We start from the raw sequence: 25,539 nt of genomic DNA on the forward strand, positions 1-25,539 counted from the left end.
CAACAAATAAGGATGGTTTAAATGATCACTGATTCACCGCGTTTCAAACCCTTCACCGCCGGCTCCTTGCTGCTGCTGTCCGTTGCGGCACAGGCGCAATACGCCGAGACCGGCCAACCGGGTAACCCGGCCAGCTGGCGTTCGGCCGAGTACCAGAGCGACTGGGGCCTGGGGCGGATGAAGGCCGACGAAGCCTACGCTGCCGGGATCAGCGGCAAAGGTGTGAAAATCGGCGCGCTGGACTCGGGTTTCGACCCCAACCACCCCGAAGCCGCCAAGGACCGCTTCCATGGGGTGACCGCCACCGGCACCTACGTCGACGGCAGCGCCTTCAGCACCACGGGCGCGCTCAACCCCAACAACGACTCCCACGGCACCCACGTCACCGGCACCATGGGCGCCGCCCGCGACGGCGTGGGCATGCATGGGGTGGCCTACAACGCCCAAGTCTATGTGGGCAACACCAACGCCAACGACAGCTTCCTGTTCGGGCCGACCCCGGACCCCAAGTATTTCAAGTCGGTGTATAGCGCCCTGGTAGATTCCGGCGTGCGCGCTATCAACAACAGCTGGGGCAGCCAGCCCAAGGACGTCAGCTACCAGACCCTGGATGACCTGCACAAGGCCTATGCCCAGCACTACAACCAGGGTACCTGGCTGGACGCCGCGGCGGATGTGGCCAAGGCCGGCGTGATCAATGTGTTCAGCGCCGGCAACAGCGGTTATGCGAATGCCAGCGTGCGCTCGGCCTTGCCGTATTTCCAACCGGAACTGGAAGGCCACTGGCTGGCGGTGTCAGGGCTGGATAAAGCCAATAACCAGAAGTACAACAAGTGCGGCATCGCCAAATACTGGTGCATTTCCACTCCCGGCGCGCTGATCAACAGCACCATTCCCGACGGCGGTTATGGGGTCAAGTCCGGCACCTCAATGTCGGCGCCCCATGCCACCGGGGCGTTGGCGCTGGTGATGGAACGCTATCCCTATATGACCAATGAGCAGGCGCTGCAGGTGCTGTTGACCACTGCCACGCAGCTCGACGGCTCGATCACCCAGGCGCCCAACGCGATCGTCGGCTGGGGCGTGCCGGACCTGGGCAGGGCGATGCATGGGCCGGGGCAACTGCTCGGGGTCATGGATGTGAGCCTGGCAGCCGGGCAGGGCGATGTGTGGAGCAATGGCATCTCCGACCAAGCCTTGCTCCAGCGCCAGGCCGAGGACCGTGCCGAGCACACCGCCTGGCAGCAGACCTTGATCGACAAGGGTTGGCAAAACGGCGTGGGCGCCAATGCCAGCCAGCAGGACCAGACCGACTACGCCATTGGCAACGCCCGCGACCAGGCCGCCGCCAAACGCGTGTACGAGGGCAGCCTGATCAAGTCCGGCGCCGGCAGCCTGGTGCTCAGCGGCGACAGCACTTATCGCGGCGCGACCACCGTCAACGGCGGCCTGCTGGCGGTCAACGGCTCGCTGACCTCGGCGGTCACGGTGAACAACAGCGGTACCCTCGGCGGCTCCGGGCGCATCGCCGCGCTGTCGGTGAACAGCGGCGGCCGCGTGGCACCGGGCAATTCCGTGGGCACCTTGCAGGTAGCGGGAGATGTGAACCTCGGTGCGGGCTCGACCTATGCAGTGGAACTGACGCCCACCAGCAGCGACCGCATTGTTGCGGGCGGTAAGGCGGTATTGGGCGGCGGCACCGTCACCCTGGCGATGGAAAACAGCCCGACGCTGCTCAGCCAGAGCCAGGTGCAAAGCCTGATTGGCCGGCAATACTCGATCCTTGAAGCGGCGGGCGGTATCCAGGGCCAATTCGGGCAAGTGCTGCCCAACTATCTGTTCCTCGGTGGCACCCTCGACTACGCCGCCAATGCTGTACAGCTGAAAGTCGGGCGCAACGACGCGAGTTTTGCCAGCGTTGCTGCCACCCGCAACCAGCGCAACGTAGCGGCGGCTGCCGAGCAACTGGGCGCTGGCAACCCGGTGTATGAAAGCCTGCTGCAGTCGCAGTCGGTTGCCACCGCGCAACAGGGCCTGCAGCAACTGTCCGGCGAAATCTACCCTGCTGTTGGCGCGATGCTGATCAACGACAGCCTGCAACTGCGCAACGCTGTGGGCGAGCGCCTGCGCCATGTGCCGGTGAGCGGTGAAAGCAACCTGTGGTTCAAGGCCCTGGGCGCCTGGGGCAAAAGCGACAGCCGCAGTGAAACGGCGGGGTCCACCACCTCCATCGGTGGCCTGCTGGCGGGCGTGGATGGCGCACTGGATGAGCAGACCCGTGTGGGTGTGGTCGCCGGCTACAGCGACAGCTCGTTGAACATGGGCAGTGGCACGCACTCATCGGCGTCCATCGACAGCTACCACTTCGGCGCATATGCCGGGCGCGAACTGGGCGACTGGCGCCTGAGTGTCGGCGGTGCCTACAGCTGGCATCGCGGCGATGTGAAGCGCGACCTGCAACTGGGGGACGTCAGCGGCAAGCAAAAAACCAAGCTGGATGCGACCACCGCGCAACTGTTCACCGAAGCGGCGTACCGCATTCACTTGCAACCGCTGGCGTTGGAACCGTTCGCCAACCTGGCCTACGTGCATTTGGACAGCGAGTCATTCCACGAAAAAGGCGATGCCGCCGCCCTGGAGCGTGGCAGTGACCGGCGCGATGCGGTGCTCAGCACCCTCGGCGTGCGTGCCTTGAAAACCCTGGCCCTCAATGACCACCAGCAACTGGAACTGTCCGGTTCGTTGGGTTGGCAACACAGCCTGACGGCGGTGGAGTCGGAAGAACATTTGGCGTTTGTCGCAGGCGGGCCTTCGTTTGCCGTGCGCAGTGCGCCGTTGCTGCGTGACGCCGCCCTGGTGGGCGTACAGGCCAGCCTGGCACTGAATGCGTCGATGCGGGTCAACCTGGATTACAACGGCCAATTGGGTGGGCGCGAAAAAACCCAAGGCGTGGGCTTGAGCCTGAACTGGCAGTTCTGAAGAAAATGTGGGAGACGCAGCCCTAATACTTGTAGGAGCGTGCTTGCTCGCGAAAAAACCATAGGCGACGCGTTTATTCAGGAAGCACGCGTAATCGTTGACGTTTTTCGCGAGCAAGCTCGCTCCTACAGTCATCCCACAGGGAAAGTGATTCACCTACCGGCAATAAGAAAACTAAGGAAGGTCACCGTGAAAAAACGCAAGTCAGGGTTAACCATCGCCATCCACACCGGCCCGGGCTACCCGCTCAAGGCGCTGAGCTGCGTGCCATACGGCGCGCTGCTGTGTTGCCTGGCCAGCCTGGGAACCGCCCAGGCCGCACCCTACGTAGAAACTGGCAAGCTCGGCGACGCCGCCAGTTGGCGCAGCAATGAGTTCAAGGCCGATTGGGGCCTGGGCGCCGTGCACGCCGACACCGCGTATGCCGCCGGCTACACCGGCAAGGGCGTCAAGCTTGGGATCTTCGACCAGCCGGTGTACGCCCAGCATCCGGAGTTCGCCAGCCCCGACAAGGTGGTGACGATTGTCACCGAGGGCATTCGCCAATACACCGACCCGTATATCCCGGTGAAGGCCGGCGATGCCTTCCGCTACGACGGCACGCCGTCCAAGGACTCCAACGGCAAGCTGGGTAACCACGGCACCCACGTCGGCGGCATTGCCGCGGGTAACCGCGATGGCGGGCCGATGCATGGCGTGGCGTTCAATGCGCAAATCCTTACCGCCGAAAACGGTGACCCGGGTCCGGAAGACGGAATCATCCTCGGCAACGACGGCGCGGTGTACAAAGCGGGCTGGGATGGGCTGGTCGCCAGTGGCGCACGCATCATCAACAACAGCTGGGGCATTGGCATTGGTGATCAATATGCCAAGGGCGGCCGCGATCCGGCGTTCCCCAATTTCACCGTCAATGAAGCCCAGGCGCAGTTCAATACGATCCGGCCGATCCTCGGCACGATCGCAGGCGGTGCTTATCAAGGTGCCATCGATGCGGCGCGCAGCGGTGTGCTGACCATCTTTGCCGCCGGTAACGACTACAACCTCAACAACCCGGATGCGATTTCCGGCCTGGCCTATTTTGTGCCGCAGATTGCGCCGAACTGGCTGTCAGTGGCGGCGTTGCAGCAGAACCCGGACACCACCAGCCCCAATCCCTATGTGATCAGCACCTTCTCATCGCGCTGCGGCTATGCGGCGAGCTTTTGTGTGTCGGCACCCGGCACCAAGATCTACAGCTCGATCATCAATGGCACCGACCTCACCAACCTGACCACCGACTGGGCCAACAAAAACGGCACCTCCATGGCAGCGCCCCATGTGGCAGGTGCTGCAGCAGTGCTGATGGAGCGCTTCCAGTACATGAGCGGCGACCAGATCTCCACGCTGCTCAAGACCACCGCCACCGACCTCGGCGCGCCGGGCATCGACTCGCTGTACGGCTGGGGCATGATCAACCTGGGCAAGGCGGTCAACGGGCCGGGGATGTTTGTCACCGCAGAGGATATTCCCGCCGAGTTCCGTATCGATGGCGCTTACGGCAGCGGCCAGTTCGTGGCGGACCTGCCGGGGATCGGCGCAGTGGTAGATGCCGGTAAGCCGACCCAGCGGATTTGCAACGATGTGCACTGCGGGCTGGATGTGTGGAGCAACGACATCTCGGGCCATGGCGGCCTGACCAAGCAGGGCATCGGCACCCTGGTGCTGACCGGCACCAACACCTATAGCGGCCCGACCCTGGTCAACCAGGGCTTGTTGGCAATCAACGGCTCGCTGACTTCCGACGTCAGCGTCGGCCAGGCCGGCGTGCTCGGTGGCTCGGGGCGCATCGGTTCGCTGACCGCAAAAAACGGTGGCACCGTGGCGCCGGGTAATTCCATCGGCACCTTGAACGTGGCGGGTAACGTCACCTTTGAGCCGGGCTCGACCTATGCCGTGGAGTTGTCGCCCACCAGCAGCGACCGCATCGTCGCCGGTGGTACCGCCACGCTTAACGGCGGCACCGTGACCCTGGCCCTGGAAAACAGCCCGACGTTGTTGAGCGCGACCCAGGCCCAAAGTCTGATCGGCCGCCAATACAACATCCTGCAAGCGGCAGGTGGTGTGACCGGCAGCTTTGGTGCGGTATTGCCCAACTACCTGTTTGTTGGCGGCACCTTGAACTACGCGGCCAATGGTGTGCAGCTGGACGTGACGCGCACCAACAGCTTCGCCAGTGTGGCCGCTACGCCGAACCAGCGCGCCGTGGCCGCCGCCGCCGAGCAGTTGGGCGCGGGCAATGGTGTGTATGAAAGCTTGCTGCTGGCTCCCACGGCCGCCTCGGCCCAGGGTGCATTCCAGCAACTGAGTGGTGAAGTCTACCCAGCGCTGCAAACCGCATTGGTCAATGACAGCCGCTACGTTCGCGAAGCGGTAGGCGAGCGCCTGCGCAATGGCGAGATGGGCGCCACCAGCCAAGCCATCGACACCCGCGGCAACGTGTGGGTCAAGGCCCTGGGCGCCTGGGGCAAGACTGACAGCCGTAGCGACACGGCAGGCTATAACACCTCCATCGGCGGCATGCTCGCCGGGGTGGACGGGGCGCTCGACGACGCCACGCGCATCGGCCTGGTGGCGGGTTACAGCGACACGTCGTTGAACATGGGCAGCGACACCCACAGCCGTGCCTCGGTCGACAGCTACCACTTCGGAGCCTATGCCGGGCATGAAATCGGCGCCTGGCGCCTGAGCGGTGGCGCAACCTACAGCTGGCACCGTGCCGATGTGAAGCGCGACCTGCAATACGGCGATGTCAGCGGCAAGCAAAAGGCCAAGGTCGATGCACACAGCACCCAGGTGTTCACCGAGGCGGCGTATCGCATCAACCTGCAACCGCTGGCCCTGGAGCCGTTCGCCAACCTGGCCTACGTGCACCTGGACACTGACAGCTTCAAGGAGAAGGGCGATGCCGCTGCGCTGAAAAGTGGCGATGACAGCCGCGACCTGGTGTTGAGCACCCTGGGTGTGCGTGCCTTGAAAACCTTCAACGTCAACGACCACCAGCAACTGGAGGTGTCCGGCACCCTGGGCTGGCAGCACAACCTGAGCAGCACCGATTCCGAGCAGCACCTGGCGTTCGCTTCCGGTGGCCCTTCGTTCAGCGTGGAAAGTGCGCCGATGGTGCGCGATGCCGCACTGGTCGGGGCACGGGTCAGCCTGGCGTTGAGCAAGGAGGCGCGGGTGAACTTCGACTACAACGGCCTGCTGGCCAGCAAGGAGAAAGTGCACGGCGTCGGTTTGAGCCTGGACTGGGCGTTCTAAAGGCGTCACTCCCCTGATGGCGCCCACGGTGGCCATCAGGGGGCTACTGGTGTTTTGGCTTTCTCTACAAATCCAACAACAGAGAGGCACTACCAATGGGTATCTTTGACTATAAAAACCTCGCTACCGAGGACTCCAAGGCGCTGTTCGCCGATGCCCTGGCGATCACGGTGTATGCCTACCACAACCTGGATCACGGCTTTGCCGTCGGCTACCAGAACAATGGTCTCGGCCTTGGCCTGCCGGCCACACTGGTCGGCGCGCTGATTGGCAGCAGCGATTCCCAAGGGGTGATCCCCGGTATCCCCTGGAACCCCGACGCGGAAAAAGCCGCCCTCGATGCGGTACAAAAAGCCGGTTGGACCCCCATCAGCGCCGATACCCTGGGTTACAGCGGCAAGGTTGATGCCCGGGGCACTTTCTTCGGTGAAAAGCCTGCCTACGCCACGGCGCAGGTCGAGGTGCTGGGCAAGTACGATGACGCTGGTAAATTGCAGGAAATCGGCATCGGCTTTCGTGGTACGTCGGGACCTCGGGAAAACCTGGTCACAGACGCCATCGGCGACGTGATCAGCGACCTGCTGGCCGCGTTCGGGCCCAAGGACTATGCGAAAAACTACACGGGCGAAGCCTTTGGCAACTTGCTCGGCAACGTCGCGGCCTACGCCACGGCCCAAGGCCTGAGCGGCAACGACGTGGTGGTCAGCGGCCACAGCCTGGGCGGCCTGGCGGTCAACAGCATGGCCGACTTGAGCGACGGCAAATGGTCGGGGTTCTATAAGGACGCCAACTACGTGGCCTATGCTTCACCCACCCAGAGCGCCGGCGACAAGGTGCTGAACGTCGGCTATGAAAACGACCCGGTGTTCCGTGCCCTGGATGGCTCGTCATTCAACCTGTCGTCCCTGGGTGTGCACGACACGCCCCACGAATCGAGCACCGACAATATCGTCAGCTTCAACGACCACTACGCGTCAACGCTGTGGAACGTGCTGCCATTTTCCATCCTCAACCTGTCGACCTGGGTTTCACACTTGCCCACCGGTTACGGCGACGGCATGACCCGCATCCTCGATTCCGGCTTCTACGAGCAAATGACCCGCGACTCCACGGTGATCGTCGCCAACCTGTCCGACCCGGCACGGGCCACCACCTGGGTGCAGGATTTGAATCGCAACGCAGAGGCGCACAAGGGCGACACCTTTATTATCGGCAGCAATGGCAATGACCTGATCAAGGGGGGCAGGGGCGCGGACTTTATCGAAGGCGGCAAGGGCAATGACACCATCCGCGACAGCAGCGGGCATAACACATTTTTGTTCAGCGGGCAGTTTGGCAATGATCGGGTGATTGGCTATCAAGCAACCGACAAGCTGGTATTCACCGATGTGCAGGGCAGTACGGATTATCGCGAGCACACCAAGGTGGTGGGCGCAGACACGGTGATCAGCTTTGGCGCGGATTCGGTGACGCTGGTGGGTGTGAGCAGTGTGTCGGGGGAGGGGATTGTTATCGCTTAAGTTGGAATGCGGTTGAAAACTGTGGGAGGGGGGGGGGCTCCCTCCCACATTTGATCCTGGTTCGCCTGGAAAGATTAGTTTTCCTTGCGCACCGTGGCCACATCATCGGCCTTGATGCGAATGCGCTTGCCGGCAATATCGGTGAACTCATAGAAGCCGTCGGCTGTCTTGGCGTTGGGTGTGTCCTTGGTCAAATACTGCGTACCATTTTGCAATGTCACGACGGTTTGCGTGGAGCAACCGGCCAATACCAGAAAAGTGAGCGCAACCAGTGGAAGCCCCAAATTCTTCATGTTCATTACCCTTACCTTAACCCTGAAAAGTCCCGCCACCCATGGCTGGGGGCGACAAATATTACGCGATCAACTCCCTCATCTGATCGCTTTTTTACAAAAAGTTGCAGGGACCATTTATCTATTACCGATTGCAACAAGCGCTTAGCAGCGGCACTCTGTATGCATAACCAGTATTTGATTGCCTTGCGCCATGGTCAACACCCTCGAAAACCCCTTGTATTACTTGCATAACTTCCGCCAGGTGCTGGCTTGGCTGGGGCAGCGCTATGCCGATTTGCTCGAGGCGCACGAAGAGCATTTCATTCAGCAATTTGACAGGTTGCCCCAGGCGTCACAGGCGTTATTGGTGCGCATGGTGATGCGCAAGGGCGTGCATTTTCGCGGTGCCAAGCTCAATTACCTGGAAATCGGTTGCCCCCATGCAGCGGTGGGCCCGTTGCGCGAACTGGGCTGGGTGGACGACCAAAGTCCGCTGCCGTTTGCGACCTTGTTCACCTTGCTGCAAAAAGGCGAAATCCTGAATGCGTTCAGGCCCTGGATCGACCAGCCCAAGGCCAACAAGGCAGCCTGGCTCGAGCCACTGGCCACGCAGTTCAGCGAACAGCGCAGTTTTGCCCAATGGTGTCCCGATGTCGACGATGTGCTCTATAGCCTCACGGTGATGGAGTTGTGTGATCGCCTGCGCCTGATGTTCTTCGGCAATCTGCATCAGGACTGGTCGGAATTCGTGCTGGCAGACCTGGGCATCTACACCTATGAAAAAGTCCCGTTCTGCGCCGAGTCACGTGGTTTGCGCACCCGTGACGACGTGCAGGGCTTCCTGTTCCTGCACCAATGTCAGCAAGCCTTTGAAGCCGGTGAGGCGTTGGATGCGGTGCTGGCACACATCGCCACGCTGCATACCGATAACCCCTGGCTGGAAAAACGTCGCGCCAAACTGCTCTTCCAGATCGGCCAGTATGGCGAGCGCTGTGGCGAGTTGGCGCTGGCTGAACAGGTTTACCGACACTGCACCTATCCCGGCGCACGGGCGCGGTTGATCCGTGTATTGGAGCGCCAGGAGGATTACGCGCAGGCCATGGCCTTGGCGATCACCGCCCAACAAGCCCCGGAAAGTGCCGCGGAGCACCAGCACCTGCTACGGGTGCTGCCCCGCTTGCGGCGCAAACTGGGCGAGCCGGCGCTGCCCAAGGCCAAGCCACAGGCCGTTGCGCGCCTGGACCTGGCACTGGTGCCGGAGCCGATGATGTCGGTAGAATTTTGCGTGCAGGCGCATCTGAACGAGCCGGACGCACCGGTGTATTACGTCGAGAACGGCCTGATCAATTCGCTGTTCGGCCTGTTGTGTTGGGACGCGATTTTCGCGCCGCTGCCGGGGGCGTTCTTCCACCCGTTCCAGCGTGGGCCGGCGGACCTGCACAGCGAGGACTTCCATCAACGTCGAGAAGCCTTGTTTGCTGCCTGCTTCGAGCAACTGGAGGATGAGCGCTACAAGGCCACCATCCGCCAACGTTACGCGGACAAATGGGGCATCCAGTCGCCGTTCGTGTTCTGGAACATGCTCAGTGAAGAGCTGCTGGAACAAGCCCTGGCCTGCCTGCCCGCCGAACACCTGCGCCATTGGTTTGCGCGCCTGCTGGTGGACATCCGCGCCAACCGCGCCGGGATGCCGGACCTGATCCAGTTCTGGCCCGCACAAAAGACCTACCGCATGATCGAGGTCAAGGGCCCCGGCGACCGCCTGCAAGACAACCAATTGCGTTGGCTGGCGTTCTGCGCCGAGTACCAGATGCCGGTCACGGTCTGCTACGTGCGCTGGGCGGAGCAGAGCGCTTGAGCTACAGCGTGGCCGTGCGGGCGTTGTGTGAGTTCACCGCCAAGGTCGGCGACCTTGACCTGCGTTTTACTCCATCGCCCAGCGCCCAGGAAGGGATCGTCGGTCACCGCACGGTGGCTTCCCGGCGTAGCGCGCACTATCAGAACGAGGTCGCCCTTGAGGGCGAATACCTGCAGCTCAAAGTGCGGGGCAGGGCGGACGGCTACGATCCCGACGCCAACCGCCTGGAAGAGGTCAAGACCTACCGTGGCGATCTCGCCGCCCAGCCCGCCAACCATCGGCAACTGCACTGGGCGCAGGTCAAGGTGTATGGCTGGCTGATGTGCCAGAAACTCGGCCTCGACGACATCGACCTGGCGCTGGTGTACTTCGATATCGTCGGCGAAGGCGAGACCCTGCTGAACCAACATTTCAACGCGCCAGACCTGGAGCACTTCTTCAAGCAGCAGTGCGCGCTGTTCCTGGACTGGGCCCGGCAGGAAATGCAACACCGCACCGCACGTAACAGCGCCGCCCAAGCCCTGGCGTTTCCCCATGCCGAGTTTCGTCCTGGGCAACGTGCCTTGGCTGAATCGGTCTACAAAGCCGTGAGTACCGGCCGTTGCCTGATGGCCCAGGCGCCCACCGGGATCGGCAAGACCGTCGGGACCATCTTCCCGCTGCTCAAGGCGCTGGCGCCACAGCAACTGGACAAAGTGTTCTTTCTCACGGCGAAGACCCCTGGACGCAAGCTTGCCCTGGACGCTGCCCAGGTGCTGTACGCCAGCAGCCCCGATCTGCCGCTGCGGGTACTTGAGCTGGTGGCCCGGGACAAGGCATGCGAGCACCCGGACAAAGCCTGCCACGGCGAATCCTGCCCCTTGGCCAAGGGCTTTTACGACCGTCTGCCCGCCGCGCGCCAAGCCGCGTCCCAAGTGCGCCTGCTCGATCAACGCAGCCTGCGCGACGTTGCCTTGGCCCATGGGGTGTGCCCGTATTACCTGAGCCAGGAAATGGCGCGCTGGAGCGACCTTGTGGTCGCCGACTACAACTACTTTTTTGATTTCGGCGCCATGCTGTTCGGCCTCGCCCAGTTGAACCAATGGCGCGTCGCAGTACTGGTGGACGAGGCACATAACCTGGTGGAACGGGCCCGTTCGATGTACAGCGCCAGCCTTGACCAATACAGCCTTAAGACCCTGCGTGACACGGCGCCCGAGGCGCTGAAGAAACCCTTGCAGCGCCTGAACCGCGAGTGGAACGCCCTGCACAAGGAGCAAGTCGCACCGTACCAGGCCTATGCCACCCGGCCCGAAAAACTGCTGCAAGCCCTGAGCCTGTGCATCAGCGCCATGGGCGACTATTTCAACGATCACCCCGAAGCCCTCAGCGGCGACCTGCAGGCTTTCTACTTTGAAGCCCTGCAATGGGCCAAAGTGGCGGAGCTGTTCAATGAACATTTCATCTTCGATATCAGCAAGCGCCAGTTCAACGGCAAGCGCAGCAGCTCAACCCTGTGTCTGCGCAATGTGGTGCCGGCCGAGTTCATCCGGCCCCGATTGACCGCAGCCCGCAGCAGTGTGCTGTTTTCCGCAACCTTGAGCCCGCGTCACTATTACGCCGACTTGCTCGGCATGCCAGCGGACACCGCCTGGGTCGATGTGGAGTCGCCGTTCAAGGCCGAGCAATTGCAGGTGCGTATCGTCGATGCCATCTCCACCCGGTTCCTGCATCGCCAGGCCTCGCTTACGCCTATTGTCGAGCTGATTGCGCGGCAATTTGTCGAGCAGCCGGGTAACTACCTGGCGTTCTTTTCCAGCTTCGATTACCTGCAACAGGTGGCGCAGTTGTTGGCCGAGCGGCACCCGCAGATTGCGCAGTGGCTGCAATCTCGGGGCATGGCCGAGGCCGAACGCCAGGCCTTTCTCGACCAGTTCACCCAGCACAGCCAAGGCATTGGCTTTGCGGTACTGGGCGGTGCGTTTGGCGAAGGCATCGACTTGCCCGGTGCGCGCTTGATCGGCGCCTTCATTGCGACCCTGGGCCTGCCGCAAGTGAACCCGGTCAACGAGCAAATGAAGGCACGCATGGGCGCGATCTTCGGCGCCGGCTACGATTACACTTATCTTTATCCTGGCCTGCAGAAGGTCGTACAAGCCGCGGGCAGGGTGATCCGCAGTCAACAGGATCGCGGTGTGGTGATGTTGATCGATGACCGTTTCGGCGAAGCGCGGGTACGGCAATTGCTGCCGCGTTGGTGGGCGATCGATAACTGACAGACGTACGGCGGTCAAAATGTGGGAGGGGGCTTGCCCCCGATGGCGGAGGGTCAGCTACAGATGTGCTGACTGACACACTGCTATCGGGGGCAAGCCCCCTCCCACATTTGGATCGCGGTGCATCAGTTAGATAGCTATAAGCTCCCTTGCCAGAGAAGCAGCGGTGTACCAAAGTTGTGTAGATACCTATGGCTGTCGGGGGCAAGCCCCACATTCAAAGCGTGTTCGTTCAAACCGGGGGCGTGAACAAACTTGAACTTCATCGAAGCCCACGTCTTCTAACCAGATTAGTTATCGTGTGGAGCCCCGTCGTGCCCAGAATCATCTCTCCAAACACGCCCGAAGCGGCCCTGACCGACCACAGCGAGCACAACGCGAAGATCTTCGGCTCGCCCAAGGACCGTCTCGACTTCTATCGCCGAGAGATCCAGTACGAAACCTCCATCCTGGCCAACCGCACTGACGCCTACCTCACGGCGCAGTCATTCCTGGTCATTGCCTTTGTCTCCGGCATGGGCAACCTCAACCCGGAGTGGGGCAAGCTGTTCACCCTGGTGGTGCCGGTGATCCTCGCCGCGCTGGGTATCTTAAGCTCGCTCAACGCCTGGCCTGGTATACGTGCCGCCTATGAAATCATCGACCACTGGCACTACAAGCAAAGCGAGTTGCTGCGCAGTGAACCGGTGATGGGCATGGCCTACGATGAATCGCCACTGTTCTCCGAGATGGAGTCGACGCACAAGGGCTATCGCAAGTCGCTGCTGTTCTCCATGCGTGCGCCGTGGTTGTTCATGGTGTTCTGGCTGGTATTGGGAATCTATGCCTTCTATATCCAGGTCGACAACCCGTTGCGATGAGCAATTGGAATGAACTTCATTGCCTGACGTGGCGCCTTACCTCTATGCCGTACAGTTTCCCCCAGCGCTGCAAAGAGGTGCGCCATGACCAACAGCAAAGACCCCCAGCTCGACAATCGTAATGATCCTGCCATCGACGGTGGCGAGCCGGCTCCCGGCACTGCTGCCGATGCCCCCAAAGACCCCAAGGCCGATAGCGACCCCAAGGCCAAGGAAAACGACTACAGTCCAGACTTCAAGCCTGAGCGCGAGCCCAAGCCTGAAACCGATGCGGATATCGATACCCAAGGCGGCTAGAGGAGAGGCTCATGTCAAAAGAACTCGACGACGAACTCAACGATCCGGGCAATGAAGACCCGGGTTCATTGATGGATGATGCCGAAGTCCCGCTTAATGATCTGGATGAGGCGGCGGACGTCGGCAATACCGAAAATCAGGACTGACCCTTCGCCCCGGCACGTCGTTCATACCAGCCCAGCATCGGCTGGGTACTCAGGCCGTGAACGACGATGCTCAGGGCGATCACCGACAGGGTGAGGTTCACTGCCACCGTGCTGCTGGTGCCGATCAGCCCATGGTTGAGCGCGTAGAACAGGTAGTAGATGCTACCGATCCCGCGAATCCCGAACCAACTCATCAGCCCGCGTTGCCGACGGTCCAGCAGGCCGCCCCAAGGCATGGCAAACACACTGACCGGGCGAATCACCCCGAACAGCAACGCCGCCACCGCCAGCGCGCGCCAGTCCCAGTGGCTGACCAGCACGATGCCCAACAGCGTCACCAGGAACACTTCCATGGAACGCTCCACCAGGCTGCCGAACGACAGCATGTCGTTCATCATCACTCCGGCGGCGATTTGCGTGTCCTGCAATTGGCTGACGTCGCCGTGCAGGGCCTGTTCAGGTTCCACCTCAAGGTGACCCACCACCGGTTGCGCCAGGTGTTCGGCCGGTGTATCGGCGTTGCCGGTGGATTTGACCTCGGCTTGGCGCAGGCCCAAGCCAGCCGCAAACACGGCAAGGAAGCCGTAGCCGCCGACGGCTTCAGCTGCCACGTAAGCCAGGGCGATCAGTGCCAGGGTCAGGTAATCATTGGGTGACAAGGTGCTGTCGGCATTGGTGATGCGCATACGCAACGTGACCCGGCCAATGCCACGCCCCATCCAGTAGCCAATCAGCAGCCCCGCCGGCACCGCCCATAGCAGGTTCTTCAGCACCCAGCCGCCCAGCCAGTCGCCGTCAAACCCGCCGTGTTGCATGAACAACAGGCCGAATATCACAAAGGGGAAGGCTGTACCGTCGTTCAAACCGGCCTCGCCGGACAAGCCGAAGCGCAGGGCGTCATAGTCCTGGGCATTGTTGACCTGCACCAGGCCGGCCAGCACCGGGTCGGTCGGCGCGAGCATGGCGCCCACCAGCAGCGAGACGCCCCACGACAGTTGCAACAGGTAGTGCAGCACCAGGCAGGTGCCGAGGATGGTCAGCAACATCACTGGCCCCGCCATGCCAAACGCAATGCGCCAAGTGCGATGGCGCAGTGGCAGGCGCAATTTCAAGCCGCTGACAAACAGCGAAAACAGCACCGCAACCTCGGTCAAGTGCTCCATCCAGCGCGCCGAGCCCTTGATATCCAGGTGCAACAGGTCCACGCCCAACGGGCCGATGGCGATGCCCAGCAGCAGACAGACTGCCGAGGTGGTCACAGGCATCCAGCGCAGGTAGGAGGAGGTGAGGGCGAGGGTGAGCAATACGGCGCCGAGCACGGCCATCCAGAGAATAAAAGTCATCGAGCGTGTTCCAGGGCCGTGGTCTATGCAGGTTTGAGGACGGCCGAGGGATGCAGGTTCAATGTGATTACAGCCACATGTTGGCCGTTGAACGAGTGCTGGGTATGCACTATGTTGAATCCTCCTTCCCGTTCACCTATTAACGGGTCCACGCTTTTTCATTTTGAACCAGAGGCCCTGGCATGCGGTTTTCCCCCTTCGTCGAACGAATTGCAGGGCAGGGCGTCGCCGCCTGGGACATCCACCACGCTGCGTTCCAGGCGGCCAGCCAGGGCGAAGACATCATTATCCTCAGCGTCGGCGACCCGGATTTCGCCACGCCATCCTTCATCACCGACGCCGCCGTCAACGCCCTGCGCATGGGCGACTCCCATTACACCGAAATCCCCGGTCGCCCGGCCCTGCGCGAGGCGGTCGCGGCGCGCTACAGCAACACCCTGGATCGCCCGCTGACGGCCGACAACGTGATCATCGTTGCCGGTGCGCAGAATGCGTTGTTTATCAGCTCGCTGTGCCTGCTGCAGGCTGGCGACGAGGTATTGGTGCTCGATCCGATGTACGTCACCTACGAGGCCACGCTCAAGGCCGGCGGTGCGACCTTGGTGCGAGTGCCATGCAGTGCGCAATCCGGCTTTCGCCTGGATTCACAACTGCTCGCTGCTGCGATCACACCGCACACGCGGGCGATGTTCTTTTCCAACCCGAACAACCCCACCGGTGTGGTGCTCAACCCGCAGGAACTGCAAGCCATCGCCGACCTTGCGATCGCCCATGACCTGTGGGTGGTGGTGGATGAGGTCTACGAAAGCCTGGTGTTTGACGGCCAGTACCACAGCCTTGCGGCGCTGCCGGGCATGGCTGAGCGCTGTGTCGTCATCGGCAGCTTGTCAAAGTCCCATGCCATGACCGGTTGGCGTATCGGTTGGCTCATCGCCACGCCACAGATGGTGAAGCACGCCGAAACCCTGATGTTGAGCATGCTCTACGGCTTGCCGGGCTTTGTGATGGAGGCGGCGACGGCGGCGGTGTTGGCCCATGACCAGGTGACTGAAGGCATGCGCGAGATCTACCGGCGCCGACGCGACCTGGTGGTGGCTGGCCTGAGTGCTTGCCCAGGCATCCAGGTACAGGCGCCGCAAGCGGGCATGTTTGTGCTGGTGGATGTGCGTGGCACAGGCCTCAGCTCCCTGGAGTTTGCCTGGCGCCTGTTTCGCGAGGCCGGAGTGTCGGTGCTGGACGCGGCGGCCTTTGGCGAGCCGGCCCAGGGGTTCGTCCGGCTGTCGTTTACCTTGGGTGAGGAGCGTCTGGCCGAAGCCTGTCGGCGAATTGCTCAGTTTGTCGCTAATCAGCCAAGGGCGGTAAACGCCGTTTTACCGGCGTTTTCTTGACGATCGCGGTGTTGGTTTCGGCATAGGCATTGAGCCGGTCGAGCAGGACGTCCAGATGCTCCATCGTGCGCACATGCAGGCGTGCGATAAAACAATCCTCGCCGGTGACCTTGTCGCATTCGGTGAACTCGGGGATCGCCTGGATCTGACGTTCCACCTCCTGCAATTTGCCGGGCAGGGGGCGGATGCGCACGATGGCTTGCAGCAGATAGCCGAAATGCCTGGGGTCGATAACGACGGTGTAGTGAGTCAGCACTCCGCGTTCTTCCAGGCGTCGCAGGCGTTCGCTGACGCTCGGTGAAGACAGCCCGGCGATGCCCGCCAGCGCCTTGAGGGACAGTCGCGAGTCGTCCATCAAGGCCGCGATCAATTGCTGGTCGATGGTGTCGATCATGCTATCCGCCTAATAAGGAAAGGTGTTTTTCAGGTTTTGCCTTTTTTAGTCACTGTAGCCGTGTCGAGCAGATTGCCATAATTGAGCCTCACTTGAGGAGTTTCAATCATGGATTCATCCCTCCGTCGCGGGTCGTGGGAAATGGTCGCCGCCATGCTGATCTCGGGCAGCATTGGCTGGTTTGTGCTGGTGTCTGGCGTGTCGGTGATCGAAGTGGTGTTCTGGCGCTGCGTGATCGGCGCGCTGACGCTGTTGCTGGTCTGCGCATGGCTGGGTTATCTGCGCCTGGACCTGCTGAACTGGGCGACGCTCGGGCTGGCAGTGCTCAGCGGCGTGGCTATCGTCGGTAACTGGTTGCTGCTGTTCGAATCTTATTCGCGTGCATCGATTGCCATCAGTACGGCGGTATACAACGTGCAGCCGTTCATGCTGGTGATGCTGGCAGCGCTGTTTCTCGGTGAAAAAATCACCGTGCAGAAACTGGCGTGGTTGAGCGTAGCCTTCCTGGGCATGTTGGCGATTGTCACCGCCCATGGCGAGCAAACGAGCGGCGGCAATTATCTGGTGGGTATTGCATTAGCCCTCGGCGCGGCCTTCTTGTATGCGATAGCCGCGTTGATCATCAAGCGCCTCAAGGCGGTGCCGCCGCATCTGATGGCGCTGATCCAGGTGGTGACTGGCGCAGTACTGCTGGCGCCGCTGGTGCCCTGGAATGGCTTGCCGACATCCACCAATGCCTGGGCCGCATTGGTGACGTTAGGCGTGGTACACACAGGGCTGATGTATGTGCTGCTGTATGGCGCGATCCAGAAACTGCCAACCGCGATCACCGGCGCACTGTCGTTCATCTACCCGATTGCGGCGATTTTCGTCGACTGGATTGCCTTCGGGCATCGCCTGGGTTGGCTGCAATGGCTGGGGGTGGCGGCGATTCTGCTGGCGGCGGCAGGGTTGCAGCGGGGCTGGTGGTGGCCCCGCTCCCCCAGGGTCAGTGCGTGCCCTGATAGATGAGGTTTTCCGGGTTGAAATGCTCTACGGCGCTGCCCGGTTGCGGCAACCCAAGGATATGCCCCTTGATCTTGCCCACCACATGCATTTCGCAGGGCTTGCAGTCGAACTTCAAGGTCAGCACTTCGTCGCCGTGAATCAACTGCATCGGCGCTACCTTGGTTTTCACCCCGGTCACGCCCTTGGCCTGTTTTGGGCACAGGTTGAACGAGAAACGCAGGCAATGCTTGGTGATCATCACCGGTACTTCGCCGGTTTCTTCGTGGGCTTCGAAGGCCGCGTCGATCAGCTTTACGCCGTGGCGGTGGTAGAAGTCCCGGGCTTTCTGATTGTAGACATTGGCCAGGAACGACAGGTGCGCCTCGGGGTAGACCGGCGGTGGCGAGGTTTCAGCCTTGCGCCCGCCCCGTGGGTGCGCCTTGATGCGGGCAGCGGTCAGCGCCTCGATCACTTCACGGCGCAATGCCTTGAGCTGCGAGTTGGGGATGAAGAAGGCCTGCGGCGCATCCAGCTCGATGCGGGTGGCGTGGTATTCGGTGGTGCCGAGCTGGCCAAGCAGGTCGCGCAACGTGTCGAGCGCCTGTTCCGGCTTGTTGGCCACGCCAAACGGGCCGGGCAGGGTGACGCTTGCGCTGATACCTTCTTCGCTGGTGGCGGTGACTTGCAGATGGTCTTCACGCAGGCGTGCCACCCATGACAGGCCGATACGGCGCTCGGCCGAGGTCTTCAACAGCGCCTGTTGCCAGTTATGGTCCAGGTTGCGGTTCAGCGGGTGGTTGGGGCGCAATTGATGCAGGCCGGCGGGCATTTCATTCGGTTCGACGCGATAGCGGTAGCGCTTCTCGCCGTCTTCTTCGAACTCACCCTTGGGCTCGGCGATATTGGCGCGGAACCCCACCACTTCACGCTTGACCAGCACATTCAGGCCATCACCGTTGGACAGCGGCTCCTGGGTGACCACCTGCAAGTCACGCTTGCCGGCTTTTTCCACCACACCCACCGGCAGGCCGGTAAAGGTCGGGGTGTCGAACGCGCCGATGTCGATCTTGCGGTCGGTGACGAAGTAATCGGTGCTGCCACGGTGGAAGGTTTTTTCCGGGTCGGGCACAAAGAAATGCGCGGTACGGCCGCTGGAAGCTCGGGCCAGGTCCGGGCGGTCTTCGAGGATTTCGTCGAGGCGCTGGCGGTAGTAGGCGGTGATGTTCTTCACATAGCCCATGTCCTTGTAGCGACCTTCGATCTTGAACGAGCGCACGCCGGCTTCGACCAGGGCACGCAGGTTGGCGCTCTGGTTGTTGTCCTTCATCGACAGCAGGTGCTTTTCAAACGCGACCACGCGGCCCTGGTCATCTTTCAATGTGTACGGCAGGCGGCACGCCTGGGAGCAATCACCGCGGTTGGCACTGCGGCCATTTTGCGCATGGGAGATATTGCACTGCCCGGAGAACGCCACGCACAGGGCACCATGGATAAAGAACTCGATGGCGGCATCGGTCTCGTCGGCGATGGCGCGGATCTCTTGCAGGTTCAGCTCTCGGGCCAATACCAATTGCGAGAAACCGGCCTGGTCGAGAAACTTGGCGCGGCCCAGGGTGCGGATGTCGGTCTGGGTGCTGGCGTGCAGCTCGATGGGCGGAATATCCAGCTCCATCACGCCCAGGTCTTGCACGATCAGTGCGTCGACACCGGCATCGTAGAGCTGATGGATCAGCTTGCGCGCAGGCTCCAGCTCGTTGTCATGCAAGATGGTGTTGATGGTGGTGAACACGCGGGCGTGGTAACGCCGGGCGAATTCCACCAGTTGAGCGATATCGCTCACCTCGTTACAGGCATTATGGCGCGCGCCGAAGCTCGGCCCGCCGATGTAGATGGCGTCGGCGCCATGCAGGATAGCCTCGCGCGCAATGGCGACATCGCGGGCAGGGCTGAGCAATTCCAGGTGATGCTTGGGCAAGGACATAGTTTTTTTAGTCAGGCTTGTCACGGTCGAGGCGCGCATTGTAGCCGTGAAATGCCTGGGCGGCATCTACCGCAGGGCTGTCGGCCCCCAGGCCACCCCGGACTCAACAGGTGCCCCCCACACCGGATTGGCCAAACCAGTCAGCCAGGTTGAAGGCTTTGACCATTGCCGCTGCAACGCTCTGGAGCGACTATTCCAGCTGATTTATCGAGTCAAAAAGTCCTGAAAATAAAAATACAGAAGGATTGGAAACGATGCGTGAGTATTTGGCTGCCACCACCGGGTTTGATTACCAGCACACCGTCGACGCCGCGCTGGCCGGCAATCTGCAGGCGTTGAATGCCTGCGTAGAATGCTGTGACCGCCACGCGCTCCCCGGGCGTATCGCTTTGTTCTGGGAAGGCAAAGATGGGCGCAGCGCCACGTCAACCTTCACCGAGCTGCAGGAACAGGCCGCACGTTTCGCCAACTTCCTCCTGTCCCAGGGCGTCAAGCGCGGTGACAAGGTCGCCGGCCTGTTACCGCGCACGGCCGAGTTGCTGGTGGTGGTGCTCGCCACCTGGCGCATCGGCGCGGTGTATCAGCCGCTGTTTACCGCCTTCGGCCCCAAGGCCATCGAGCATCGCCTGAACAGCTCCGGGGCAGCGCTGGTGGTCACCGACGCGGTCAACCGTCCCAAGCTGACCGAAGTCGCCGGCTGCCCGACCATCGTCACGGTGGCCGGGGCCAGGGGCGAGGGCATCGTGCGCGGTGACTACAGCTTCTGGGCCGAACTGCCCAACCACGCCAACGTCTGCGAGCCGGTGATGCTGGGCGCCGACGATCCGTTCCTGCTGATGTTCACCTCGGGCACCACCGGCCCCTCCAAGGCGCTGTCGGTGCCACTCAAGGCTATTGTTGCGTTCCAGGGCTACATGCGCGACGCCGTGGACTTGCGCCCCGAAGATGCGTTCTGGAACGTCGCCGACCCGGGCTGGGCCTACGGCATCTATTTCGGCGTGACCGGGCCGCTGGCCATGGGGCATCCGATCACTTTCTACGATGGTCCGTTCACCCTGGAAAGCACCTGCCGGGTCATCAATAAATATGGGATCACCAACCTCGCCGGTTCGCCCACGGCGTACCGCCTGCTGATTGCCGGAGGCGAGCAGTTCGCCCGTTCGATCAAGGGCAAGCTGCGCATCGTCAGCAGTGCCGGCGAGCCATTGAACCCGGAGGTGATCCGCTGGTTCGCCGATAGCCTGGGCGTGACCATCCACGACCACTATGGCCAGACTGAACTGGGCATGGTGCTGTGCAATCACCATGGCCTGGCGCACCCGGTGCATGTGGGTTCGGCGGGCTTCGCCTCGCCCGGACACCGCATCGTGGTGCTGGATGAACAGCATCAGGAACTGCCCGCCGGCCAGCCCGGGATTCTCGCCATCGACCGCGAACAATCGCCGATGTGCTGGTTCGCCGGCTATGAGGGCGTCAAGACCAAGGCCTTTGTGGGCAAGTACTACCTCAGTGGTGACACCGTGGAGCTGAACCCGGACGGCAGCATCAGTTTTGTCGGGCGCAGCGATGATGTGATCACCACGTCCGGTTACCGCGTCGGTCCGTTCGATGTGGAAAGCGCCCTGGTCGAACACCCAGCCGTGGTTGAAGCCGCCGTAGTCGGCAAGCCTTGCCCGGAACGTACCGAGCTGGTCAAGGCCTTCGTGGTGATCAGCGAGCAATACCGCGCCACCCCGGAGTTGGCCGAAGAGCTGCGCCTGCATGTGCGCCAGCGCCTGGCTGCCCATGCTTACCCACGAGAAATCGAATTTGTCAGCGACTTGCCCAAGACCCCGAGCGGCAAGTTGCAACGTTTTATTTTGCGTAATCAGGAAATTGCCAAGGCCCAGGCGGCCGTGGCTTGATCCCTTTCAAAGGAAACAATGATGCAGATTGAAAACAAGGTATTCCTGGTCAGCGGCGGTGCTTCGGGCCTCGGTGCGGCCACAGCTGAAATGCTCATTGCGGCCGGCGCGAAGGTGATGTTGGTCGACCTGAATGCCGACGCTGTGGCGACCAAGGCTACCCAGCTGGGCGACAACGCCCGTAGTGCCGTAGCCGATATCAGCCAGGAAGCCGCTGCCGAAGCGGCCGTTAACGCGGCTGTCGAGGCGTTTGGCGGTTTGCACGGGTTGATCAACTGCGCCGGTGTAGTGCGCGGCGAGAAGATCCTCGGCAAGAATGGCCCCCACGGGCTGGCGAGTTTTGCCCAGGTAATCAACGTCAACCTGATCGGCAGCTTCAACCTGTTGCGCCTGGCCGCTGCGGCCATTGCTGAAACCGAGGCGAATGCCGATGGTGAGCGCGGTGTGATCATCAATACCGCCTCGGTGGCGGCGTTCGATGGCCAGATCGGCCAGGCGGCGTATGCTGCCTCCAAAGGCGCGATTGCCAGCCTGACCTTGCCCGCCGCCCGGGAACTGGCGCGGTTTGGCATCCGTGTGATGACCATCGCCCCAGGCATCTTTGAAACCCCGATGATGGCCGGCATGACCCCGGAAGTACGCGACTCCCTGGCTGCTGGTGTGCCATTTCCGCCACGTCTGGGCAAACCCGCCGAATATGCCGCGCTGGTGCGACATATCCTTGAAAACAGCATGCTCAATGGCGAGGTGATCCGTCTTGACGGCGCCTTGCGTATGGCGGCCAAGTAAGGAGCCACCTGTATGAATGACCCCATCGTTATTGTCAGCGCCGTGCGTACCCCCATGGGCGGGTTCCAGGGCGATCTCAAGAGCCTGACCGCGCCGCAACTGGGCGCGGCCGTGATCCGCGCCGCTGTCGAACGTGCCGGTATCGCCACCGACGCCGTCGACGAAGTGCTGTTTGGCTGCGTGCTGCCGGCCGGGCTCGGGCAGGCACCAGCCCGCCAGGCCGCCCTGGGCGCGGGGTTGGACAAGGGCACCCGCTGCACCACCCTCAATAAAATGTGCGGTTCCGGCATGGAGGCGGCGATTCTTGCCCACGACTCACTGCGTGCCGGTAGCGTCGACGTGGTAATTGCCGGTGGCATGGAGAGCATGTCCAATGCGCCGTACCTGCTGGACCGCGCACGCAGCGGCTACCGCATGGGGCACGGCAAGGTGCTCGACCACATGTTCCTCGACGGCCTGGAGGACGCCTACGACAAGGGCCGCCTGATGGGCACCTTTGCCGAGGACTGCGCCGAGCACAACGGTTTTACCCGTGAAGCCCAGGACGCCTTCGCCATTGCTTCCCTGACTCGTGCGCAGGAAGCCATCACCCATGGCAGCTTCGCCAGCGAAATCGTCCCAGTGCAGGTCACCGTGGGCAAGGAGCAGAAAACCATCCTGCACGATGAACAACCGCCGAAAGCCAAGCTGGACAAGATTGCCAGCCTGAAACCGGCGTTCCGTGAAGGTGGCACCGTGACGGCGGCCAACTCCAGTTCGATCTCCGATGGCGCCGCTGCGCTGTTGCTGATGCGCGAATCCGAGGCCCACAAGCGCGGGCTCAAACCGCTGGCGGTGATTCACGGGCATGCGGCGTTCGCCGATGAGCCGGGGCTGTTTCCGGTGGCGCCGGTGGGGGCGATCCGCAAACTGATGAGCAAGACCGGCTGGAACCTCGATGAAGTCGACCTCTTCGAAATCAACGAAGCCTTCGCCGTTGTGAGCCTGGTGACCATGAGCAAGCTGGAGATTCCCCACGACAAGGTCAATGTCCACGGCGGGGCCTGCGCCCTGGGCCATCCGATTGGCGCCTCCGGCGCACGCATCCTGGTAACCCTGTTGTCGGCCCTGCGCCAGAAGGGCCTCAAGCGTGGCGTTGCCGCCATCTGCATCGGCGGCGGTGAAGCCACGGCCATGGCCGTCGAATGCCTGTACTAAGGACTGCTTATGCTGCCCAATGACGAACAACTGCAAATCAGCGACGCCGCCCGGCAATTCGCCCAGGAACGTCTGAAACCGTTCGCCGCCGAATGGGATCGCGAGCATCGCTTCCCCAAGGAAGCCATTGCTGAAATGGCCGAACTGGGCTTTTTCGGCATGCTGGTGCCAGAACAGTGGGGTGGTTGCGACACCGGCTACTTGGCCTATGCCATGGCCCTGGAAGAAATCGCCGCGGGAGATGGCGCCTGCTCGACCATCATGAGCGTGCATAACTCGGTGGGCTGCGTGCCGATCCTCAAGTTCGGCAATGACCAGCAAAAAGCCCGGTTCCTCACGCCCCTGGCCAGCGGTGCCATGCTCGGCGCCTTCGCGTTGACCGAGCCCCAGGCCGGTTCCGATGCCAGCAGCCTGAAGACCCGTGCGCGCCTTGAAGGCGATCACTACGTACTCAACGGCTGCAAACAGTTCATCACCTCCGGGCAAAACGCCGGGGTTGTGATTGTGTTTGCGGTCACCGACCCGGCAGGGGGCAAGCGTGGCATCAGTGCGTTTATCGTGCCCACCGATTCACCGGGCTATACCGTGGCACGGGTTGAAGACAAGCTCGGGCAACATGCCTCCGACACCTGCCAGATCCTGTTTGAAGACGTGAAGGTGCCGGTGGCCAACCGCCTGGGTGAGGAGGGCGAGGGCTACAGGATCGCCCTGGCCAACCTTGAAGGCGGTCGCGTCGGCATCGCGTCGCAATCGGTGGGCATGGCCCGTGCGGCCTTCGAAGCAGCCCGCGATTACGCCCGTGAGCGCGAAAGCTTTGGCAAGCCGCTGATCGAACACCAGGCGGTGGCCTTTCGCCTGGCGGACATGGCCACGCAGATTGCCGTCGCCCGGCAAATGGTGCATTACGCCGCCGCCCTGCGCGACAGCGGCAAGCCGGCCTTGGTCGAAGCGTCCATGGCCAAGCTGTTCGCTTCGGAAATGGCCGAGAAAGTCTGCTCAGCCGCCTTGCAAACCCTGGGCGGTTACGGTTACCTGAGCGACTTCCCCTTGGAGCGGATCTACCGCGATGTGCGGGTCTGCCAGATTTACGAAGGCACCAGCGATATCCAACGCATGGTCATCTCACGCAATCTTTAAGGAGCCGATACATGAGTTACGAAACCATCTTGCTTGACGTTCAGGGCCGTGTCGGGCTGATCACCCTCAACCGCCCCCAGGCGTTGAACGCCTTGAATGCACAACTGGTCAGCGAGCTGAACCAGGCGCTGGACGGCCTGGAAGCCAACCCCGAGATCGGCTGCATCGTGCTGACCGGCTCGAAGAAAGCCTTCGCTGCCGGTGCCGACATCAAGGAAATGGCCGAGTTGACCTACCCGCAGATCTACCTGGACGACCTGTTCAGCGACAGCGACCGCGTGGCTAACCGCCGCAAGCCGATCATCGCGGCGGTAAACGGCTTTGCCTTGGGTGGCGGCTGTGAACTGGCGCTGATGTGCGACTTTATCCTGGCCGGCGACAGCGCCAAGTTCGGCCAGCCGGAAATCAACCTTGGCGTGTTGCCAGGCATGGGCGGCACCCAGCGCCTGACCCGCGCAGTGGGCAAGGCCAAGGCCATGGAAATGTGCCTGACCGGTCGCTTTATCGATGCAGTAGAAGCCGAGCGCTGCGGCATTGTGGCGCGTATCGTGCCGGCCGATGAGTTGCTTGATGAGGCGCTGAAGGTCGCTACCCTTATCGCTGGCAAATCCGTGCCGATCAGCATGATGGTCAAGGAAAGCGTGAACCGCGCCTTTGAAGTCAGCCTGTCCGAAGGCGTGCGTTTTGAGCGCCGGGTGTTTCATGCGGCATTCGCGACCCAGGATCAGAAAGAAGGCATGGCGGCATTCGTGGCCAAGCGTGCGCCGCAGTTCAAGGACAAGTAACACCGTCTCTACCGCACTGGAGATGCAAATGTGGGAGGGGGCTTGCCCTAATGCCGTTCAGTTAAGGCATTTTGTAGGAGCGAGCTTGCTCGCGAAAAACTCACAGGCGCCGCGTTCATTCAGGAAGCACGCGTTATCGTTGACGCT

18 protein-coding genes and 1 pseudogene are annotated in these 25,539 nt (G+C 61.9%); 15 read left to right on the forward strand and 4 right to left on the reverse strand.

The features are described from left to right. Positions 1–21 precede the first annotated feature (21 nt). The 3 genes from eprS (at position 22) to ASD70_RS06040 (ending at position 7,796) form a co-directional block, all read left to right on the forward strand. Complete coding sequence (gene eprS, locus ASD70_RS06030) at positions 22–2,979, forward strand: autotransporter serine peptidase EprS (protein ID WP_056845924.1); 2,958 nt, start codon at positions 22–24, stop codon at positions 2,977–2,979. Positions 2,980–3,168: 189 nt separating this feature from the next. Further along, positions 3,169–6,276 (forward strand): autotransporter outer membrane beta-barrel domain-containing protein, encoded by a 3,108-nt coding sequence (locus tag ASD70_RS06035; protein WP_056845925.1) that lies wholly within the window; start codon positions 3,169–3,171, stop codon positions 6,274–6,276. A 95-nt stretch (positions 6,277–6,371) separates the two neighbouring features. Then, a complete protein-coding gene (locus ASD70_RS06040) occupies positions 6,372–7,796 on the forward strand; it encodes a polyurethane esterase (RefSeq protein WP_056845926.1) in 1,425 nt (474 codons plus the stop codon). 74 nt (positions 7,797–7,870) lie between these two features. On the opposite strand, the gene ASD70_RS06045 is transcribed toward ASD70_RS06040, so the two are convergent. Beyond that, a complete protein-coding gene (locus ASD70_RS06045; RefSeq protein WP_005788446.1) occupies positions 7,871–8,095 on the reverse strand; it encodes a YgdI/YgdR family lipoprotein in 225 nt (74 codons plus the stop codon). Between the two features lie 187 nt (positions 8,096–8,282). Between ASD70_RS06045 and ASD70_RS06050 the strand changes: the two genes are divergently transcribed. The 5 genes from ASD70_RS06050 (at position 8,283) to ASD70_RS29720 (ending at position 13,487) form a co-directional block, all read left to right on the forward strand. Continuing rightward, on the forward strand, positions 8,283–9,929 hold the full coding sequence (locus ASD70_RS06050; protein ID WP_056845927.1) for a VRR-NUC domain-containing protein: 1,647 nt from the start codon (positions 8,283–8,285) through the stop codon (positions 9,927–9,929). Next, entirely contained in the window at positions 9,926–12,184 is a 2,259-nt protein-coding gene (locus tag ASD70_RS06055) for an ATP-dependent DNA helicase (RefSeq protein WP_056845928.1), read from the forward strand. Before ASD70_RS06050 ends, ASD70_RS06055 begins: the two co-directional genes overlap by 4 nt. A gap of 314 nt (positions 12,185–12,498) precedes the next feature. Then, entirely contained in the window at positions 12,499–13,044 is a 546-nt protein-coding gene (locus ASD70_RS06060; protein WP_043050489.1) for a hypothetical protein, read from the forward strand. A gap of 84 nt (positions 13,045–13,128) precedes the next feature. Beyond that, complete coding sequence (locus tag ASD70_RS06065) at positions 13,129–13,341, forward strand: hypothetical protein (RefSeq protein ID WP_046068093.1); 213 nt, start codon at positions 13,129–13,131, stop codon at positions 13,339–13,341. 11 nt (positions 13,342–13,352) lie between these two features. Then, positions 13,353–13,487 carry a hypothetical protein gene (locus tag ASD70_RS29720; protein ID WP_014718417.1) on the forward strand — a complete coding sequence of 45 codons (135 nt, stop codon included), beginning with the start codon at positions 13,353–13,355 and terminating at the stop codon, positions 13,485–13,487. Here ASD70_RS29720 and ASD70_RS06070 read toward each other — a convergent pair. Next, positions 13,478–14,830 carry a cation:proton antiporter gene (locus ASD70_RS06070; RefSeq protein WP_046068094.1) on the reverse strand — a complete coding sequence of 451 codons (1,353 nt, stop codon included), beginning with the start codon at positions 14,828–14,830 and terminating at the stop codon, positions 13,478–13,480. The genes ASD70_RS29720 and ASD70_RS06070 overlap by 10 nt on opposite strands. Before the next feature lie 182 nt (positions 14,831–15,012). Here ASD70_RS06070 and ASD70_RS06075 point away from each other — a divergent pair. Then, positions 15,013–16,173: pseudogene (locus tag ASD70_RS06075) on the forward strand (pyridoxal phosphate-dependent aminotransferase); the annotation flags it as partial. Here ASD70_RS06075 and ASD70_RS06080 read toward each other — a convergent pair. Then, entirely contained in the window at positions 16,172–16,612 is a 441-nt protein-coding gene (locus ASD70_RS06080) for an Lrp/AsnC family transcriptional regulator (RefSeq protein WP_056845930.1), read from the reverse strand. The pseudogene ASD70_RS06075 and the gene ASD70_RS06080 overlap by 2 nt on opposite strands. A 108-nt stretch (positions 16,613–16,720) precedes the next feature. Between ASD70_RS06080 and ASD70_RS06085 the strand changes: the two genes are divergently transcribed. Continuing rightward, on the forward strand, positions 16,721–17,623 hold the full coding sequence (locus ASD70_RS06085; protein ID WP_056845931.1) for a DMT family transporter: 903 nt from the start codon (positions 16,721–16,723) through the stop codon (positions 17,621–17,623). Here the strand turns inward: ASD70_RS06085 and ASD70_RS06090 are convergent. Then, complete coding sequence (locus ASD70_RS06090) at positions 17,601–19,580, reverse strand: peptidase U32 family protein (protein WP_056845944.1); 1,980 nt, start codon at positions 19,578–19,580, stop codon at positions 17,601–17,603. The genes ASD70_RS06085 and ASD70_RS06090 overlap by 23 nt on opposite strands. Positions 19,581–19,834: 254 nt before the next feature. Here ASD70_RS06090 and ASD70_RS06095 point away from each other — a divergent pair, with 254 nt between their 5' ends. From ASD70_RS06095 to ASD70_RS06115, 5 genes are read left to right on the forward strand one after another with little or no spacing between them, the layout of a single operon-like run. Then, entirely contained in the window at positions 19,835–21,484 is a 1,650-nt protein-coding gene (locus ASD70_RS06095) for an AMP-binding protein (protein WP_056845932.1), read from the forward strand. Between the two features lie 21 nt (positions 21,485–21,505). Next, entirely contained in the window at positions 21,506–22,273 is a 768-nt protein-coding gene (locus ASD70_RS06100) for an SDR family NAD(P)-dependent oxidoreductase (RefSeq protein WP_056845933.1), read from the forward strand. Positions 22,274–22,285: 12 nt separating this feature from the next. Continuing rightward, a complete protein-coding gene (locus tag ASD70_RS06105; protein ID WP_056845934.1) occupies positions 22,286–23,470 on the forward strand; it encodes an acetyl-CoA C-acyltransferase in 1,185 nt (394 codons plus the stop codon). A gap of 9 nt (positions 23,471–23,479) precedes the next feature. Beyond that, positions 23,480–24,607 (forward strand): acyl-CoA dehydrogenase, encoded by a 1,128-nt coding sequence (locus ASD70_RS06110; RefSeq protein WP_056845935.1) that lies wholly within the window; start codon positions 23,480–23,482, stop codon positions 24,605–24,607. Between the two features lie 11 nt (positions 24,608–24,618). After that, positions 24,619–25,392: an enoyl-CoA hydratase gene (locus ASD70_RS06115; protein WP_056845936.1), complete on the forward strand. Its 774-nt coding sequence runs from the start codon at positions 24,619–24,621 to the stop codon at positions 25,390–25,392. Positions 25,393–25,539 lie beyond the last annotated feature (147 nt).

It is taken from the genome of Pseudomonas sp. Root569 (assembly GCF_001427465.1).
Classification (GTDB): Bacteria; Pseudomonadota; Gammaproteobacteria; order Pseudomonadales; family Pseudomonadaceae; genus Aquipseudomonas; species Aquipseudomonas synxantha.

Bases quoted from the DNA above. Each gene is read 5' to 3' on its own strand.
- ASD70_RS06085 (WP_056845931.1), top strand. From the start codon at position 16,721: ATGGATTCATCCCTCCGTCGCGGGTCGTGGGAAATGGTCGCCGCCATG.
- ASD70_RS06110 (WP_056845935.1), top strand. From the start codon at position 23,480: ATGCTGCCCAATGACGAACAACTGCAAATCAGCGACGCCGCCCGGCAA.
- ASD70_RS06115 (WP_056845936.1), top strand. From the start codon at position 24,619: ATGAGTTACGAAACCATCTTGCTTGACGTTCAGGGCCGTGTCGGGCTG.
- ASD70_RS06080 (WP_056845930.1), bottom strand. From the start codon at position 16,612: ATGATCGACACCATCGACCAGCAATTGATCGCGGCCTTGATGGACGAC.
- ASD70_RS06090 (WP_056845944.1), bottom strand. From the start codon at position 19,580: ATGTCCTTGCCCAAGCATCACCTGGAATTGCTCAGCCCTGCCCGCGAT.
- eprS (WP_056845924.1), top strand. From the start codon at position 22: ATGATCACTGATTCACCGCGTTTCAAACCCTTCACCGCCGGCTCCTTG.
- ASD70_RS06070 (WP_046068094.1), bottom strand. From the start codon at position 14,830: ATGACTTTTATTCTCTGGATGGCCGTGCTCGGCGCCGTATTGCTCACC.
- ASD70_RS06100 (WP_056845933.1), top strand. From the start codon at position 21,506: ATGCAGATTGAAAACAAGGTATTCCTGGTCAGCGGCGGTGCTTCGGGC.
- ASD70_RS29720 (WP_014718417.1), top strand. From the start codon at position 13,353: ATGTCAAAAGAACTCGACGACGAACTCAACGATCCGGGCAATGAAGAC.
- ASD70_RS06065 (WP_046068093.1), top strand. From the start codon at position 13,129: ATGACCAACAGCAAAGACCCCCAGCTCGACAATCGTAATGATCCTGCC.
- ASD70_RS06095 (WP_056845932.1), top strand. From the start codon at position 19,835: ATGCGTGAGTATTTGGCTGCCACCACCGGGTTTGATTACCAGCACACC.
- ASD70_RS06105 (WP_056845934.1), top strand. From the start codon at position 22,286: ATGAATGACCCCATCGTTATTGTCAGCGCCGTGCGTACCCCCATGGGC.
- ASD70_RS06050 (WP_056845927.1), top strand. From the start codon at position 8,283: ATGGTCAACACCCTCGAAAACCCCTTGTATTACTTGCATAACTTCCGC.
- ASD70_RS06040 (WP_056845926.1), top strand. From the start codon at position 6,372: ATGGGTATCTTTGACTATAAAAACCTCGCTACCGAGGACTCCAAGGCG.
- ASD70_RS06045 (WP_005788446.1), bottom strand. From the start codon at position 8,095: ATGAACATGAAGAATTTGGGGCTTCCACTGGTTGCGCTCACTTTTCTG.